This is a genomic window from Streptomyces sp. NPDC104313 (assembly GCF_055583985.1).
This window is the reverse complement of the sequence record NZ_JBVJMW010000009.1, coordinates 196948-213976: the sequence shown is the minus strand read 5'-3', so window position 1 is coordinate 213976 and position 17029 is coordinate 196948. Positions and strand designations below refer to the sequence as shown.

Here is a 17029-nt window from a genome sequence, read left to right as displayed (position 1 = left end):
GTCACCGCGCGTCCACCTGCGCGGGCGCGGGCAAGGATGCGGACGCGGGCACCGGCGCGGTCGACTCCCGGACCACCAGTCTCGGCCGGATCAGCAGGGAGCGGCCGGCCGAGGGCGCCGACTCGATCCGGGCACGCAGTTGCTGGAAGGTCTCCGCCGCCATCTCCGGCAGCGGCTGGCGGACCGTGGTGAGCGGCGGCTCGAAGAGATCGGCGAGCAGGATGTCATCGAAGCCGACCACCGACACATCGCGCCCGGCGGTGCGTCCGGCGTCCTTGGCGCCCCGGCAGATCCCGATCGCGCACATGTCGTTGATGGCGACGAACGCGGTGGGTGGGCGGGGCCCGGAGAGCAGCTCGCGGGCGGCGTTGCGGCCCAGTTCGGCCGCGTCCTTGTCGCCGAACTCGCTGGTGTCCGCCCCGGGCCAGACCGTGGCGTCGGCCGGGTCGAGCCCGGCCTCCTCCAGCGCCGCGCGAAAGCCTCGCAGCCGCTCGCGGCGGTTGACGCTGTTGACCGAGCCGGAGACGAAGGCGAGTCTTCGGTGGCCGAGTTCGAGCAGATGGCGGGTGGCCAGCTCCGCACCCATGGCGTTGTCCACGCTGATGCTCGCCAGTGACGGCGGGTCGCCCGCCTGGGCCGTGCGGTCGAAGGCGACCATCTTGAGACCCCGGCTGAGCAGCGGCTCGACATGTTCGAGCGAGGGCAGCGAGGAGCAGAGCACCACGCCGCTGACCCCGTCCGCCAACAGCTCCTCGCCGTACTTGAGCTCCCGGGCGGGATCGCGCTCGCTGTTGCAGAGCAGCACGTGGTACCCCTCGGCGAGCGCGATGGCCTCCAGCTCCCGTGCGAGCGACCCCCAGAACGGGTTCGCCACGGAGGGCACGATCAGACCGATCACCTTGATCCGGCCCGTGCGCAGCATCCGCGCCGCACGGTTGGGCCGATAGCTGAGACGCTCGATGGTCTGCTCGACACGGGCCAGGGTGGCCGCCTGCATACGGTCGGTGCGCCCGTTGAGGACGTTGGAGACCGTACTCGCGGAAACGCCCGCAGCCGCCGCGACCTGATGGATCGTTACCCCGCTCATGCCACCTCCGGTTCGGAACTTACTGACCACCTTAGTGTATCGATTTACTGAAGCCTCTCTACCGATACACCCGTTAACTTGGTCGAAAAATTCTTGTGCATCAGCTGTTGACGTCGCTCCAGCGGCATTCCTAGTCTCAGTGCATCGATTTACCAGCACATCCCATCCATGGCTGGGACATCCCCACTGGATCGATCCACAAACTCCACCTCAAGAGGGGTGCCTCATGGAACTCAACAGACGGTCACTGCTCGCCGCCATCGGTGCGGGCACCGCCGCCGCGCTCACGGGCTGCGGCACCGGCACCTCCGCGGCCGGCTCCGCCGACGGTCCCGCCGAGGGCGAGATCACCCTCCTCACCCCGATCTACGAGGGCGCGAAGGGCAAGACACTCCTGGAGGGCGACATCCTCGGCGGGTTCCGGAAGAAGTATCCGGACGTCAAGGTGAACGTGGACTACACCACGTACGAGCAGCTCAACGAGAAGATCACCACCGGGCTCGCGGGCGGACTGCTGCCCGACGTGCTGATGATGGGGGTCGGCTGGATCCCGCCGTTCGCCGCCAAGGGAGCGATCGCGGAACTGCCGGAGAAGCTGGCGAAGACCCACGACTACGAGAAGCGGGTGCTGGAGCCTTCGCGCCACGAAGGCAAGCTGTATGCCCTGCCCGTCGTGCTCGACACCCGCATCGTGGTCTACCGCAAGGACCACTTCACCGAGGCCGGCATCCGCAAGACGCCCGCCAACTGGTCCGAACTGCGCGCCGTAGCGAAGCAGTTGACAAGGAAGGGGCGGATCGGGTTCGACCCCTTCTCCATCAATCTACGCCAGTGCTGGGAGACCTTCCTCTTCGCCAACGGCGGCCGGCTGTTCAGCGAGGACGGCAGGAGGCCGCTGTTCACCGATGCCCGCGGGGTCCAGGCCCTCCAGTTCTTCAAGGACCTGGCGGCCGACGGTTCGGTGGACTACACGCGCAAGACCGACATCGGAGCGCCGTCGAACGTGCAGACCGGCCGGGGCTCGATGATGATGACGACCAGCGCGCTGTGGGTCCAGGTCAAGGAACAGAACCCGGAGCTGATCGAACAGGACAGGCTCGGCTCGTTCGTCCTGGCCAACCGCAGGCCCGCGATGCTCCAGGGCGGCACGCTCGTCAGCCAGTCGGCGAGCTCCAGGCACCCGGCCGCGGCCCGTGCGCTCGTGGAGTACCTGGCCACCCCCGAAGCGATCCTCGGCGCGGCCCAGCAGCGCGGTTCGGTGCCCGGACTACGGGATCTCAGCGACACCGCGTACGTCAAGGAGAACCAGTTCGTCGACCTCTCCCTGAAGAACCTCCAGCACGCGGTGTCCGAGGGCGGCACCGCCGCCTGGATGGAGATCCGCGAGAAGATCGTGCCGACGCTGGAGCCCGCGATCGTGGGCGGCCAGTCGGCGAAGGACGCCATCGCGGAGCTCGGCCGGCTCGCCGAGGCCGCCATCGGCCGGATGTGAGGACCCGTCACTGTGGGAGCGACATCCGTACTGAAGGCGCGGCCCGTACGGCCGCCCGCATCTCCTGAATCGGCGCCGACCCGGCGCACCCGCCGGACCCCCACGGGTCCCGGACGCCGACGGCGCCGGGCCGGCATGCTCATGGTGGCGCCCGCGCTGCTGCACGCCTCGTTGTGGATCGGCCTGCCGGTGCTGGCCGCGGTGGCCCTGGCGTTCACGAAGTACGACGTACTGACCGCCCCGCAGTTCGTGGGTCTTGACAACTTCCGGGACATGCTGGACGACGCGGTCTTCCGCAAGTCCATCGTCAACACCGCCGTCTACACCTTCTTCACCGTACCGTTCGGCATGCTGCTGGGCCTGCTGCTCGCCATGGCCCTGCACACGGGCCTGAAGGCACGTGGCATCTTCCGCACCGCGGTCTTCCTTCCGCAGGTCACGGCCACGGTCGCCATCGCCCTGGTCTGGCTGTGGATCTACAACCCGGGCAACGGCCTGCTCAACGCGCTGCTGTCGTTCATCGGCATCGACGGCCCGGCCTGGCTCTCCTCGACCACGTGGGCGATGCCCTCGGTGATCCTGGTCGGCATCTGGCAGGGCATCGGAATGAAGATGCTCATCTATCTCGCCGCGCTCCAGTCGCTCCCCAGGGAGCTGTACGAGGCGGCGTCGGTGGACGGCGCCTCCAAGGTCCGGCAGTTCCTCTCCATCACGCTGCCGCTGCTGAAGCCCGCCACGTTCTTCGTGCTCATCACGTCGATGATCAGCGCGTTCCAGTCCTTCGACCAGATCTACATCCTCACCGACGGCGGCCCCGCCAACAGCACGACGATGATGACCTACGAGATCTACAAGTCCGCCTTCCGGGAGTTCCGCGTCGGATACGCCTGCGCCCAGTCCCTGGTGCTGTTCGTGCTGCTGATGGGCTTCACCCTGGTCAACCGGCGGATCATGGGAGGCACCCGTGGCCACAGTTGAGACACGGAGTCCGGTGGACACGATCACCGCGAAGCCGCGGGGGCGCGGCGGCCGGCGCCCGGTGTCCCCGGGCCGGATCGCGCTGTACATCACGCTGTCGGTGATCTCCCTGCTGATGGTGGTGCCGTTCGTCTGGATGGTGATCACCTCACTGAAGTCGCCGGTGGAGATCGCCTCCCAGGACGCCGGACTCCTGCCCAGCAGCTGGCAGTTCGGCAACTACGTGGACGCGTTCCGGGCGGCCCCGTTCGCCACGTACGCCCGCAACAGCTTCGTCATCGCGATCAGTCACACCGTGCTGAACGTCCTGGTCGCCTCCATGGCCGGGTACGCGCTGGCGCGGATCAGGTTCCGCGGCAGCGAGGTGATCTTCTACCTGTTCATCGCGGCGCTGATGATCCCGACGTACACGAAGGTGCTGCCGGAGTTCCTGATCGTCCGCTTCATGCCGCTGGCCGGCGGGAACGACATCCTCGGCCAGGGCGGGAGCGGCTGGCTCGACACCTGGTGGGCCTTGATCATCCCCGGTGCGGTGACACCGTTCGCGGTCTTCCTCTTCCGCCAGTTCTACCTCGATCTGCCGGTGGAGCTGGAGGAGGCGGCCCGCCTGGACGGCCTCGGCGAGTTCCGCATCTACGCCCGGATCATGACGCCGCAGGTCAAGCCGGCGCTCACCACCGTGGCGCTGCTGACCTTCGAGTCGTCCTGGAACAACTTCCTGTGGCCGCTGCTGGTGACCCGGACGGACAGTCTGCGGGTCATCCAGGTCGGGCTGTCCGTCTTCAAGACGGAGAACGGCACCCAGTGGCACTACCTGATGGCCGGCACCACGCTCGCCACCCTTCCCATGGTCCTTCTCTTCCTCATCGGCCAGCGCTACTTCGTGCAGGGCTTCGCCACCGCCGGTCTCAAGTGACCGGCCCCCGGCCCCTGTGGCCGGGCACCGAATCCGGCCCTCCGCGGCCGGAAACCGAAAGGGCATCACCCATGTCTGCTGACCTTCAGGGCTCCCGTGCGCTGGTGACGGGCGCGGGGCACGGCATCGGCCGCGCCATCGCGCTCGCACTGGCCGAGGCCGGAGCCGACGTCGCCGTGCATTACCACTCCTCCGCCGATCGGGCGGCCGACACGGTCTCGGCGATCGAGGCGCTGGGCCGGCGCTCCCAGGCGTTCGCCGCCGACGTGACCGTGAGCGCGGACGTGGACCGGCTGGTCGAGGAGGCGGCCGGATTCCTCGGCGGACTCGACATCCTGGTCTGCAACGCCGGTCACCTCGTCGGCCGCTCGACCATCGCCGAGATGAGCGACGAACACTTCGACCGGGTGATCTCCACCAACCTGTCCTCGACGTTCCGCACGGTGCGGGCGGCGCTGCCGCATCTGACGCGGTCCCCGGCCGGACGCGTCATCACCATGTCCTCGCTCGCCGCCCACAACGGCGGCGGCCCGGGCTCGGTCGCGTACGCCGCCGCGAAGGCGGGAATCCGCGGCTTCACCAAGGGCCTGGCCAAGGAGCTGGCCGGGACCGGCATCACCGTCAACGCGGTCGCGCCGGGCTTCATCAAGGGCACCGCCTTCCACGACACCTTCACCGCGCCCGCCGCGCAGGAGGCCATGGAAGCGGGCATCCCGGTCGGCCGGGCGGGCACCCCCGGGGACGTGGCGTCCGCCGTGGTCCATCTGGCCTCGCCCTCCTCGGGCTTCCTGACGGCGACCACCATGGACATCGACGGTGGAGTATGGCCGCGTTGAGGCGGATCGCGCGGCAGCGCGGCGGCTGGTGGCACGCCTACGTCTGTCCGGCGCACGGGGTGGAGCTGGAGCACGGCGACCTCCTGACCGGAGTGTTCCCCGAGGGCGGTGCGCGGTGTGCGCACGGCTGCCGGGTGGACAGCGAAGCGGTGCGCGGCGCGTGGCTGGTCCTCTCGCACCAGGCCTGGGCCCGTCATCTGCGGGTGCTGGCGCACCGGGGTGAGCGGGCCCAGGCGGTGGAGCGGCTGGGCGAGTACGCGGGCCTGTACGCCGAGCTGGCCGCCGACCGGCACGGGGAGGCCCAGGCCTGGATGCTGCGCGGCCGTCTCTTCCACCAGGCGCTGACGGACGCCATCTGGGCGGTGAGCGTCGGGCACGCGGTGCTCACGCTCGCGGAGAAGGAGGCCGGAGACCTGGCGGTGGTGCTGCCGCTGCTGGAGGCGCTGGAGGAAGCCGCGCTGGAGGCCCGGGACGCGCTGACCGGTCAGGGGCAGCTGGCCTCCAACTACACGGCGTGGCTGAATGCGGCCGGTGTCGCGACGAGCCGGGCGGCGGCGGCCGTCCGCGAACGGACCTGGAAGGGCGCCGGGACGTGGCTGGAGGGCGAGCACGGTCTGTACGCGCATCTGCGGGTGGCCGTCGCGGACGACGGCTGGGAGTGGGAGGGCAGTACCTACTACCACGGCTTCGTGCTGCGGGCCGCGCTGCTGGCGCTGCGCTCCACCGACCCGTCCGAACTGCCGGACGACGTGGCGGGCGTGCTGGCGGGGATGACGGATGTGCTGGCCGCCGTCGCGACGCCGGGCGGTGTGCTGCCGGCCCTGCACGACGGCCCCTACCGGCGCGACGCCCTCGGGCTGGAGTGGCTGGAACTGATCGCGCTGGCCCGGCAGTCGGTGCCGTCGGACGCGCTGGAGGCGGTGGCGGACCGGGTCCGTGCGGAGCTCGGCGACGCGGACGACGCCCTGGACCGTGAGCTGGGCGGCTGGTTCACCGGACCCCCGCTCCCCCGGCGGGCCGCTGCCGCCCAGGTCACCGTGTTCCCCTCGACCGGGTACGCGGTGCTGCGTGCGGCGGGCATCCACGCCCTGGTGGACTTCGGCCCGCACGGCGGATCGCACGGCCACCGGGACAAGCTCTCGCTGTATCTGTACGGCCACACCACCGCGTGGCAGCCGGACCCTGGCCAGGTGCCGTACGCCCACCCGGACTTCCGTGACCTGTACACCTCGACGGCGGCCCACCCCGCGTTCCGGGTGGACGGCGCCGAGCAGGCCGAGTGCGCCGGTGCGCTGACGGCGGCGGACGCCGTCTCGGTGACCGCCGAGGCGACGCGGGCGTACGAGGGCGTACGGGCGGTCCGCCGGGTGGCTGTCGGCCCGTGCTACCTGGTGGACCTGCTGACGGTGGAGGCCGCGGGCCGGGAGAACCCCCGGGTCACCGCCCAACTGCGGCCCGGCACTGCGCTGGACGTGCGGGTGCGGGCGGCGGGCCCGGTGCGCACCACCTGGTACGGGGACGAGACGCTGCACGGCTGGCACACGCAGAGTGCCGGGGTACCGGTGCGCCCCCTCACGCTGCCGGGTCCCGGTCCGGCGGACGACCCGCAGCGCACCCGGACCCGGGTCGACTTCACCGCCGATGCCTCCCACGTCGTCTTCGCCTCGGTCTACCAGGCGGCGTCGGCCGGCCCCGCGGTGAGCGAGGTGCGGCTGGACGGTACGGAGCTGACCGTGGAGCTGGCGGACGGTTCGACGGCCCGCTTCCGGACGGAGGGCTGAACCGTGCTGCTCTCGGCGACCCCGCCGCCCGGTCCGCGCCCCGCGCAGGAGACCCGGGTGCGTCAGGAGGCGGCCCGGCACCGCGGGCTGACCCCACCCCGCACCCATCCGCCTGCCAGCATCACCTGGCTGGGCCCGGCCGCGTCCAACCCGGCCCTGGCCTACCGTATCGGCGGCGACCCGGCCGATCTCGCGGAGAGCGTGCGCTGGATCGAGGCGGCGTCACGGCTGCCGCACTGGGGCCGGGCCCATATGCCCGACCACGACCTGGACGCCGGCTGGCTGCTGCACCACCTGGCGCTCGCCCTGCGCTGGATCGGGGACGACCTGCCGGACGACGTGGCGGCGCTGCTCCGGTACAAGCTGCTCATCCAGGGGCGTCGCCTGTACGACTTCGCGGTGGCGAGCGAGGGCCGCTGGTGGTCGTCCTCGTACTGGCAGAACCACAACTGGATCTGTTACGCGGGTCTGGCGACGGCCGGCTACGTGCTGGGCAAGGAGGAGTGGACCGAACGGGCGAAGTCGAACCTCGCCACGGTGCTGGAGGTGATGCCCGAGGACGGTTCGCACGCGGAGGGAGTCGTCTACTGGCGTTACGGAGTCCCGTTCCTGGCGATCCACCTGGACCTGCTGGCGGAGGCCGAGGGCGTCGACTGGTGGGACCGGGGAGGCTTCATGGCGAACACCTTCGGCTACCGGCTGCACCAGAGCGCGCCCGGTTTCGCGTTCACGATCGACCACGGCGACTGCCACGACCGGCGCAGCGGCCACAGCGCCGGGCTCTACTACCGGCTGGCGGCACAGTACGGCATCGCCGAGGCGCAGTGGCTGGGCCACCTGGCCTCGGGCGAGCTGCTGCGGGCGGAGGCGGAGCACAGCGGGGTGCGGCCGGGCATCCTGCCGGAGGCGTACCTCGAATACCTCTGGTACGACCCGGCGGTCGTGGCGGCCCGGCCCACCGCGACCCGGGCGTTCTTCCCGGACCTGGGGCTCCTCGCGGCCCGCACCGGCTGGGACGACAACGCCACCGCGGTGTCGTTCAAGGCGAGTCCGGGCGGCGGCCACCGTGCCTGGGAGACGAGTGCGAAGCACCGGGCGGAGCTGGGCCACCAGACGCTGAACCAGGGTCACCACCACCCCGACTCGGGCTCCTTCGTCCTCCTGTCGGGGGCCGCCCACCTGGCCGTGGACGACGGCTACAGCAACCGCAAGCGGGCGGAACACCACAATCTGCTGCTGGTCGACGGGCAGGGGTACGCGGACGAGGACCGCTACCACGTCTACGAGGGGATTCCCTTCGAGCGGCAGGCCCGGCAGCGGGACGTGCTGCTGGGCGACGAGGAGGGCTGGGCGCACGCCACGGCGGAGATCGCCGCGATGTACGACCCGGCCCTCGGGGTCCGCCGGCTGGACCGGACGCTGGTGTTCACTCCGGCGGGGCGCCTGGTGCTCCTGGACCTGGCGGAGTCGAAGGAGCCACGGGAGTGGACGTTCCTGCTCCGGACGGACCGGCCGACGGAGGAACACGGCGACGGCAGCCGGCTGATCAGGTCCGGCGAGGCCACCGCCCGGGTACGGCGGCTGGCCCCGGACGGGGTGTCGGTGCGCACCGGGGCCCTGGAGGTGGAGGCCCATCCGACGTCCAGCACCCCGGAACTGCGGCTCACGCGCACCCTGCACACGCTGGACGTGACCGCTCCGGCCTCCCGCGCGGGTCTGTTCCTCACCGCGATCACACCGGACGCCGCGTGCCCGGTCGCCGGGGCGGAGCTGGCCGAGGGCCACGGTGTGCGGTTCGCGGACGGCGAGGAGAGCGTGTTCCTCTCCCCCGTCGCCCGCCGTATCCGGGGTGTGGGGCTCGCGGCGGACGCCGCCGCCGTCCTGCTCACGGCCGCCGGGCCCTGTTACGTGGTGGCGGCGACCCGGCTGGAGCTGGCGGGCCGGGTACTCCTGGACGTGACGGAGCCGTACACAGGGAAGGTCGGGTAGATCATGGGGACACCTCTCAGCGGGGCGGTGGCGTCGCCGCCCGTTCCCGAAGCCACCCCGTCCGGCTGGCCGGCGCTGCTGCGCCGACTGGAGTTCGTCGCCTACCCGGCCGCCGCCGGAGCCGCGTTCACGCTGCTGGCGCTGGGCATGGTGACCTGGCTGCCGGCGCTCGCCGCGATGGGCCGCGCGCTTGCGCGGTGGCGGGTGGACGGGGACAGCCGCTGCTTCACCAACACGCTGGCCGCCTTCGGCGGGTACTGGCGCGCGCTGTGGCTCCACGGTCTGCTGTCCACGGCCGTGGCGGCTGTCCTGGCCGTCAACACCGTGTCTCTGCTGGGCCGTTCGGAGGCCTGGACGTTCCCGTTGCTGGCCGCGCAGGTGGGCATCGCGGCGGCGTTCGTGATCCATCATGTGGCCCTCGCGGCCGAGGCGGGCCGGGGTCCGGACGGCGATGTCCGGTCCTGGTCGGCCGGTGCGCTGTCGCTCGGCTTCGGGTCACCGGCCCGGGGCACGGCCCTGCTCGGCGCGGTGATCTCCGCCGTCCTGCTCTCCCTCGTCGTACCGCTGGGGCCGCTGCTGCTCGGCCCGAGCGTTCCGGTCCTGCTCGCCCTGTCCTTCGCCGATCCAAGGAGGCACACTTCATGACCCGTCTTCCACGCACCGCCCTGGCGGCCGCGCTCGTCTTCGGCCTCGCCCCGCTCGTCGCGACCACCCCCTCGGCCGCCGCCACCCCGGCGGCGAGCGCGTACTACGTGTCGCCGTCCGGGAGCGACACAGCCGCCGGTACGTCGGCGGGCGCCCCGCTGGCCACGATCCAGAAGGCGGTGGATCTGGCTCCGTCGGGCGCGGTGGTGAGCCTGGCCCCGGGCACCTACCGGCAGGACGTGGTGACCGCACGGGCCGGGGTCACCATCACCGGCCCCTCGGACGCCGTGGTGAAGGGCGCGGGCGACGCCCGGATCATCCAGGTCCGGCATGACAGCACGACGCTCAGCGGCTTCACCGTCGACGGGCTGCACGGGTCGGCGTCCGACGTCTCGGGCTACCGCCTCAAACTCATCTATGTCATGAGCACGACCCCGGGAAACGGGGTAGGCGGGCTGCGCGTCACCGGTATGACCCTCAAGAACGCGGCCGACGAGTGCCTGCGGCTGCGCTATCTCGTCACGGGGGCCGAGGTGGACGACAACACCATCACCGGCTGCGGGGTCGCCGACTTCGTGTTCGACGGGGGCGGGAAGAACGGCGAGGGGATCTACCTCGGCACGGCCCCCGAGCAACAGGGATCCAACGGGGCCCCGGACGCGGCGGCCGACGTCAGCCGGAACAACCGCATCCACCACAACACCATCGTCACGCGGGGCAACGAGTGCGTGGACGTGAAGGAGAACGCGACGAACAACTACGTCGAGCACAACGACTGCAGCGGCCAGCGCGACCCCAGCTCCGGCGGGCTCGACGCCCGGGGCAGCGGCAACATCTTCCGGTACAACACCGTCCACGACAACGTGGGCGCGGGCGTCCGGCTCGGCGGGGACACCGCGACGGACGGGACCGCGACCTCCGTCTACGGCAACACCATCACCGGCAACGCGGGCGGCGGCATCAAGTTCATGCGCACCCCGCAGGGTCAGGTCTGCTCCAACACCATGAGCGGCAACACCGGCGGCGACGCCGTGGGCACCTACGGCGGCTCCTACGACCCGACCGGCGTGTGCCCGTGACCGGCCGGGGGCCCGCGAGACGCGGAGTCCTGTACGCGGCTGCGGCGGCCGGAGCCGCCGCGGTCGCCGCCACGGCGACGGACGCGCGGGCGACGGACGCCGCCGGCCCCGCACGCTCACGCTGGACGACGTCCTGGGCCACCGCCCAGACCGCGCCGACCGCCACCGATCCGGTGGCGTACGCCGGGCTCACCGACGGCGACTGCACGGCCGTGCTGCGGCTGTCGGCCGGCGGAGCGGTCCGGCTTCGGTACGCGAACACCTTCGGGCCCGCACCCGTACTGGTCGGCCCGGTGACCGCGGACGGCCGGCCGGTGACCTTCGCCGGGCGGAACCAGGAGTGGCTGGCGGCGGGCGCGAGTCTGACCACCGACCCCGTCGCGGGGCTGCGGGTCGCGGACGGGGCGCGGCTGGAGGTACGGACGCGGATCCCCGGTCCGACCGGTCCGCTCTCCTTCCACCGCAACACCCATGCCTGGCACACCGTCGACGGGATGCGCACCCGGTCGGTCCTGCTGCTGAGCGGGGTGGAGACCACCGGAGCGCGCGGCCCGGTGCTCGCGGTGCTCGGCGACTCCATCGCGGAGGGCGTCGGCACACCCGACGACGCCGATCTGCGCTGGCCCGACCAGCTGGCGCGGCGGCTGCCCGGTTCGGCCGTCGCCAACCTCGGGATCAGCGGCAACCGGCTGCTCCTGGACGACCTGCGCTTCGGGCCCGGCGGCCAGGCCCGCTTCGACCGGGACGTACTCGGGCTGCCGGGGCTGCGGACGGTCCTCGTCCACCTGGGCGTCAACGACCTCCAGCAGCCGCCCGGCCAGAGCGGTCCGGACCGGGTGCTGGCCGGCTACCGGCAGGTGGCGCTGCGCGCCCGGGGCGCCGGGCTGCGGGTCGTGGGCGCCACCATCACCCCGTTCGAGGGGTGGACCCGCTGGTCGCCCGAGCTGGACGCGGTCCGCGGGCACATCAACCGGGCTGTGCGCACCGGGCGGATCTTCGACGGGGTGGCCGACTTCGACGCCGCACTGCGCGACCCGGACCGCCCCTCCCGGATGCTCCCCGCGCACGACAGCGGCGACGGTCTGCATCCGGGCCCATCCGGTCACGCGGCGCTCGCCGCCGCTGTCGACCGCCGGCACCTTCTGTGAGCCGACACCTTCCGTGAGCCGACACCTTCCGTGAGAGGCGACATGACGAACCGAGGCACCACCCGGCGTACCGTCCTGACCGGTGCGGCCGCCCTGGGCGCGGCGGCGACGCTGCCCCTGACCCTCACCGGTCCCGCCCACGCCGCTTCCGACACGGCACGGACCGGGGCCGAGGACGCCGCGGCACTGCGCACCCGTTGGCACACGCTGCTGACCGGCGGCCCGGGCCTCGACCGGGACGACGAGCGGATCGCCGCGGCGACCGCCCGCGTGGGGCGGGCCGGGGCCACCGCCGCCACCGGGCTCGACCCGTCCCGTACGGACGGGCTGTTCCCCGATCTGACCAGCACGACGCTCTCCAACCACGTCACGACCGCGTTCAAGCGGCTGGCGACGGCGGCCACCGCCTGGGCGGTCCCCGGCACCCCGCAGCACGCGGACGCGGCGCTGCTGGCGAAGCTGCTGAGCGGCGTCGACTGGATGCTCACCCACCGCTACGGCCCTGGTCACAGCCGGTTCGACAACGACTGGGACTGGGAGATAGGCGCGGCGCTCGCGCTCAACGACACGGCGGTGCTGCTCCACGACGAGCTGGGCGCGGAGCGCCTGGAGCGGGTCACGGCCGCCGTGTTCCACTACACGCCGGACCCCAACCTGTGGCGGGCGAACCGGCAGATCGCGACCGGTGCCAACCGGGTGTGGGTCTCCACCGTGGTCGCCGTCAACGCGGTGCTGCGCGGCGACGGCGACGCGCTGGCCCGGGTCCGGGACGCTCTGTCCGACGTCGAGGGTTCGGGCGCCAACAGCGTCCTGGCCTTCAACGACACCGGCGGCGCGGCGTCCGGCACGGGCGAGGGCTTCTCGTCCGACGGCTCGTTCCTCCAGCACGACAAGCACCCGTACAACGGCGGTTACGGCAAGGAACTGCTGGGGAACCTGTCGCGGCTGCTCAATCTGCTGGCCGGTACGGCGTGGACGGTGACCGATCCCGATCTCGACAACGTGCGGGGCTGGGTGGACGACGGCTTCGACCCGCTGATGTTCCGGGGCGATGTGATGGCGTCGGTGTGCGGTCGGGAGATCGCCCGGCCGAGCAAGCAGGGGCACGCGTCGGCGCAGACGGTCATCGAGGGGGTGCTGCGGCTGATCCCGTGCTTCCCGGGTGAGCCCGCCGACCGGTTCACGGCGCTGGTGAAGCAGTGGATCGCCGAGGACGGCTACCGGGACTTCCTCGCCGTGACCGACCTCGCGTCCCTGGTCGCCGCGCAGCGTGCGATCGCCTCCGCCGTCCCCGCCCGGGGGCCGCTGGTCGCCCACAAGCAGCACCCTCTGATGGACAAGGCGGCCCACCACCGCCCAGCGTTCGGGCTGGGTATCTCCGCGTACTCGACCCGGATCTACAACTACGAGTCGATCCAGAACGAGAACCTGCGCGGCTGGCACCTCTCGGACGGGATGGTGCTGCTGTATACCGACGACCTCGGCCACTACAGCGAGGACTACTGGCCCACCGTCGACCCGGCCAGGCTGCCCGGCACCACCGTCATCGCCGGGCGTCCGGCCGACGCGGCCGGGCAGCGCACCACCAGCACCGCCGACTGGGCGGGCGGCACCGCGCTCCCGGGCACGACTCTGGGCGCCTACGGGATGGAGCTGCGGGCCTTCGGCAGCACGTTGCACGGGCTCAAGAGCTGGTTCTGCCTGGACGACGTCATCGCCTGTGTCGGTTCGGGCATCACCGCCGGGGCGGGGACCGCCGAGACCGTGGTGGAGAACCGCAAACTGCGCGACCCGCGCGCCGCTCTCCTGGTGAACGGCGCCCCCGCACCGGAGGATCCCGGCTGGTCCGCCGAGCTGGCGGACGTCCGGTGGCTGCACCTGGCCGGAACCGGCGGATACGTCTTTCCCCGGCCCGCCACCGTGCACGCCCTGCGCGAGGATCGCACCGCGACCTGGCGGGAGATCAACCTCAAGTACGGCACCGACACCCCGGTCACCCGCCCGTACCTGACGTTCTGGCACGACCATGGCCCGGCTCCCACCGGGGCCGACTACTTCTACCTCCAGCTCCCCGCCGCCTCGGCCGGGCGTACCGGGCTGCTGTCGGCCGCGCCGCCCGTGGAGCTGATCTCCGATTCGACCGCCGTGCACGCGGTGCGGCGCGGCGCGGACGGGCTCCTCGCGGCCAACTTCTGGCGGGCGGGCTCGGCACGGGAGCTGAGCTGCGACGGTCCGGCGTCCGTCCTGGTGCGCCCGCAGGGGCGGAACGTGGGCGTCGCCCTGTCCGATCCCACCCAGCTGCGGTCCGCCGTGGTGGTCGAGCTGGCCGGGCGCGGGCTGACACTCGCCTCGGGCGGCCCCCGGGTGAGCGCGGTGCTCACCCCGGGCTCCATCCGGATCACCGCCGACACGTCGGGGCTGCGCGGCGCGACCCTCGACCTCACCCTGAAGAGGAGCTAGAGCCTTGCTGTTCGACATGGATCTGGAGCGGCTGCGGGAGTACCGCCCCGAGCCGCAGGAGCCGGCCGGCTTCGACGCCTTCTGGGAGAAGACCCTCGCGGAGTCGGCCCGGCACGATGTCGACGCCCGGTTCGTGCCGTACGAGACGGGTCTGGCTGCCGTCGACGTACTCGATGTGACGTTCAGGGGCTGGGCGGGGCAGTCGGTGAAGGCGTGGCTGATGCTGCCGAAGCAGCGCTCCGGGCCGCTGCCCGCCGTGGTGCAGTACATCGGGTACAACGGCGGCCGGGGCATCCCGTACGCGTGGCTGACCTGGAGCGCGCTCGGCTACGCGCACCTGGTGATGGACAACCGGGGGCAGGGCGGCGGCGGCAAGAACACCGCCGACACCCCGGACATCGGGCCCGAGGGGCACGGCTCCTCCTCGCCGGGCTTCCTCACCCGGGGCATCGAGGACCCGCACCGGCACTACTACCGGCGGCTCATCACGGACGCGGTCCGGGCCGTCGACGCGGCGAAGGCCCACGACGCGGTGGACGCCGGCCGCGTCGCCGTCCTCGGCGGCAGCCAGGGCGGCGGACTCGCGCTGGCCGTCGCCGGACTGCGGGACGACGTGTCGGCGGCCGTCGCCGACGTGCCGTTCCTCTGTCACTTCCGGCGCGCCTCGCAGATCACGGACGCCGGACCGTACGCGGAGATAGCCCGCTGGCTGTCGGGGCACCGCTTCCGGATCGAGGAGGCGATGGAGACCCTGTCCTACTTCGACGGGGTCAGCTTCGCCGCGCGCGCCAGTGCGCCGGCGTGGTTCTCGGTGGGGCTGATGGACCGGATCTGCCCGTCCTCCACGGTGTTCGCCGCCTACCACCGCTACGCGGGGCCGGCCGAGATCGAGGTGTTCCCGTACAACGGTCACGAGGGCGGCGCGGAGTACGACCTGCCACGCAAGCTGGGCGCGCTGCGGGGGGTGTTCGGGGTCTGAGGGACCGCGTCACCGGCCCAGCGCGGCCATCGCCGCGTTGTGGCCGGGGACCCCGCTGACTCCGCCGCCGCGCACCGCGCCCGCCCCGCAGAGCAGCACATTGGCGTGCGCGGTCTCCACGCCCCAGCGCCCGGTGCCCTCGTCCGCGTACGGGAAGGAGAGGTCGCGGTGGAAGATGTGGCCGCCGGGCAGCCGCAGGTCCCTCTCGAGGTCGAGCGGGGTCTTGGCCTCGATGCAGGGATCGCCCCGCTCGTCGAGGGCCAGGCAGTCGGTGACCGGCTCCTGAAGATGCGCGTCCAGTTCGGCCAGGGTCGCCTTCAACAGGGCCGCACGGGCGGCGTCGTTGTCGGCGGCGAACAGCCGGGCCGGGGCGTGCAGGCCGAAGAGGGTCAGGGTCTGGTAGCCGCGCGCGGCGAGGTCGGGGCCGAGGATCGAGGGGTCGGTCAGCGAGTGGCAGTAGATCTCGCAGGGCGGGGCGGCGGGAAGCCGCCCGCCCGCCGCGTCCCGGTAGGCGTCGGCGAGCTGCCCGTACCCCTCGGCGATGTGGAAGGTACCGGCGAAGGCCTGCCGGGGGTCGACGGACCGGTCGCGGAGCCCGGGCAGCCGGGTGAGAAGCATGTTCACCTTGAGCTGGGCGCCCTCGGCGGGCGGGGGCGGGGTGTCGCCGAGCAGGGCGGCGAGGGTCTGCGGTGAGGCGTTGACGAGCACGCGGCGGCCGGCGACGACGCGTTCGCCGTCCGGGGTGCGGACGGTGACCTCGGCGCGGGTGCCGTCGGTCTCGATCCGGGTCGCCTCGTGCCGTACGCGGATCTCGGCGCCCGCCGCACGGGCGGCCCCGACCAACGCGTCGGTGAGCGCGCCCATGCCGCCGACGGGGACGTCCCAGTCGCCGGTGCCGCCGCCGATCACGTGGTAGAGGAAGCACCGGTTCTGGAGCAGCGAGGGGTCGTGGGCGTCGGCGAAGGTGCCGATCAGGGCGTCGGTGAGGACGACCCCGCGCACCAGGTCGTCGGTGAAGTTCTCCTCGACGGCCACCCCGAGCGGCTCCTCGAACAGCATCCGCCAGGCGTCGGCGTCGTCGATCCGCTCGCGCAGCGCGTCCCGGCTCGGCAGTGGCTCGGTGAGCGTCGGGAAGACCCGTGTCGCGAGCCGCCGCGTCATGGCGTAGAACCGCTGCCAGGCCACGTACTCGCGCTCGCCGCCGGTGAGCGCGGCGAAGGACTCCCGGGTCCCGTCGCCCGCGACGAGCAGCCCGGTGGGGCGTCCGTCGCGCACGGCAGGGGTGTAGGAGGAGACGGTCCGCTGGCGAACGGCGAAGTCGAGGCCCAGGTCGCGGACGATCTTGTCGGGCAGCAGGGACACCAGGTACGAGTAGCGCGAGAGCCGGGCGTCGACCCCGGCGAAGGGGCGGGTCGAGATCGCCGCTCCCCCGGTGGCGCCGAGTCGCTCCAGGACGAGGACCGACTGCCCGGCACCGGCCAGGTAGGCGGCGGCGACCAGGCCGTTGTGGCCGCCGCCGACGATCACGGCGTCGTAGCGTTCGCGGTCGGGCACGCCGGGAGCGGAGTCTCCCCGGGTGGCGGGCTGATCTGCGGGGGTCCGAGGTGCGGGAGTCCGGGGTGCGGGCATGCACCTTCGT

13 protein-coding genes are annotated in these 17029 nt (G+C 72.3%); 11 read left to right on the top strand and 2 right to left on the bottom strand.

Annotation, left to right across the window (positions count from 1 at the left end; all coding sequences use genetic code 11):
- Position 1 precedes the first annotated feature (1 nt).
- Positions 2–1087, bottom strand: a complete 1086-nt coding sequence (locus ACZ60Q_RS22415) for a LacI family DNA-binding transcriptional regulator (protein WP_469637296.1) — start codon at positions 1085–1087, stop codon at positions 2–4.
- A 226-nt stretch (positions 1088–1313) separates the two neighbouring features.
- Here ACZ60Q_RS22415 and ACZ60Q_RS22410 point away from each other — a divergent pair, with 226 nt between their 5' ends.
- The 11 genes from ACZ60Q_RS22410 to ACZ60Q_RS22360 all read left to right on the top strand — a co-directional run bounded on the left by ACZ60Q_RS22410 (position 1314) and on the right by ACZ60Q_RS22360 (position 15390).
- On the top strand, positions 1314–2579 hold the full coding sequence (locus ACZ60Q_RS22410) for an ABC transporter substrate-binding protein (RefSeq protein WP_469637294.1): 1266 nt from the start codon (positions 1314–1316) through the stop codon (positions 2577–2579).
- A gap of 135 nt (positions 2580–2714) precedes the next feature.
- Positions 2715–3557 (top strand): carbohydrate ABC transporter permease, encoded by an 843-nt coding sequence (locus tag ACZ60Q_RS22405; RefSeq protein WP_469637291.1) that lies wholly within the window; start codon positions 2715–2717, stop codon positions 3555–3557.
- Between the two features lie 13 nt (positions 3558–3570).
- The gene (locus ACZ60Q_RS22400; RefSeq protein ID WP_469637288.1) at positions 3571–4473 is read left to right on the top strand and encodes a carbohydrate ABC transporter permease; all 903 of its coding nucleotides are present in this window, start codon (positions 3571–3573) and stop codon (positions 4471–4473) included.
- A 71-nt stretch (positions 4474–4544) separates the two neighbouring features.
- The gene (locus ACZ60Q_RS22395; protein ID WP_469637286.1) at positions 4545–5309 is read left to right on the top strand and encodes an SDR family NAD(P)-dependent oxidoreductase; all 765 of its coding nucleotides are present in this window, start codon (positions 4545–4547) and stop codon (positions 5307–5309) included.
- On the top strand, positions 5297–7090 hold the full coding sequence (locus tag ACZ60Q_RS22390) for a heparinase II/III domain-containing protein (protein ID WP_469637283.1): 1794 nt from the start codon (positions 5297–5299) through the stop codon (positions 7088–7090). The genes ACZ60Q_RS22395 and ACZ60Q_RS22390 overlap by 13 nt, the downstream gene beginning before the upstream one ends.
- A 3-nt stretch (positions 7091–7093) precedes the next feature.
- Entirely contained in the window at positions 7094–9079 is a 1986-nt protein-coding gene (locus ACZ60Q_RS22385; protein ID WP_469637281.1) for a hypothetical protein, read from the top strand.
- A gap of 3 nt (positions 9080–9082) precedes the next feature.
- Positions 9083–9724, top strand: a complete 642-nt coding sequence (locus ACZ60Q_RS22380; RefSeq protein WP_469637278.1) for a hypothetical protein — start codon at positions 9083–9085, stop codon at positions 9722–9724.
- A complete protein-coding gene (locus tag ACZ60Q_RS22375; RefSeq protein ID WP_469637275.1) occupies positions 9721–10803 on the top strand; it encodes a DUF1565 domain-containing protein in 1083 nt (360 codons plus the stop codon). Before ACZ60Q_RS22380 ends, ACZ60Q_RS22375 begins: the two co-directional genes overlap by 4 nt.
- On the top strand, positions 10800–11951 hold the full coding sequence (locus tag ACZ60Q_RS22370; RefSeq protein WP_469637273.1) for an SGNH/GDSL hydrolase family protein: 1152 nt from the start codon (positions 10800–10802) through the stop codon (positions 11949–11951). The genes ACZ60Q_RS22375 and ACZ60Q_RS22370 overlap by 4 nt, the downstream gene beginning before the upstream one ends.
- Positions 11952–11993: 42 nt before the next feature.
- Positions 11994–14411: a polysaccharide lyase 8 family protein gene (locus ACZ60Q_RS22365; protein WP_469637270.1), complete on the top strand. Its 2418-nt coding sequence runs from the start codon at positions 11994–11996 to the stop codon at positions 14409–14411.
- A 4-nt stretch (positions 14412–14415) separates the two neighbouring features.
- Positions 14416–15390, top strand: a complete 975-nt coding sequence (locus ACZ60Q_RS22360) for an acetylxylan esterase (protein WP_469637267.1) — start codon at positions 14416–14418, stop codon at positions 15388–15390.
- A 9-nt stretch (positions 15391–15399) separates the two neighbouring features.
- Here ACZ60Q_RS22360 and ACZ60Q_RS22355 read toward each other — a convergent pair whose 3' ends face one another.
- Positions 15400–16944, bottom strand: a complete 1545-nt coding sequence (locus ACZ60Q_RS22355; RefSeq protein ID WP_469637264.1) for a phytoene desaturase family protein — start codon at positions 16942–16944, stop codon at positions 15400–15402.
- Positions 16945–17029 lie beyond the last annotated feature (85 nt).

What these genes read in the sequence shown, in the direction of transcription:
- ACZ60Q_RS22415 (WP_469637296.1), bottom strand. Translation starts at nt 1,087, where the DNA reads ATGAGCGGGGTAACGATCCATCAGGTCGCGGCGGCTGCGGGCGTTTCC.
- ACZ60Q_RS22410 (WP_469637294.1), top strand. Translation starts at nt 1,314, where the DNA reads ATGGAACTCAACAGACGGTCACTGCTCGCCGCCATCGGTGCGGGCACC.
- ACZ60Q_RS22405 (WP_469637291.1), top strand. Translation starts at nt 2,715, where the DNA reads ATGCTCATGGTGGCGCCCGCGCTGCTGCACGCCTCGTTGTGGATCGGC.
- ACZ60Q_RS22395 (WP_469637286.1), top strand. Translation starts at nt 4,545, where the DNA reads ATGTCTGCTGACCTTCAGGGCTCCCGTGCGCTGGTGACGGGCGCGGGG.
- ACZ60Q_RS22390 (WP_469637283.1), top strand. Translation starts at nt 5,297, where the DNA reads ATGGCCGCGTTGAGGCGGATCGCGCGGCAGCGCGGCGGCTGGTGGCAC.
- ACZ60Q_RS22380 (WP_469637278.1), top strand. Translation starts at nt 9,083, where the DNA reads ATGGGGACACCTCTCAGCGGGGCGGTGGCGTCGCCGCCCGTTCCCGAA.
- ACZ60Q_RS22375 (WP_469637275.1), top strand. Translation starts at nt 9,721, where the DNA reads ATGACCCGTCTTCCACGCACCGCCCTGGCGGCCGCGCTCGTCTTCGGC.
- ACZ60Q_RS22365 (WP_469637270.1), top strand. Translation starts at nt 11,994, where the DNA reads ATGACGAACCGAGGCACCACCCGGCGTACCGTCCTGACCGGTGCGGCC.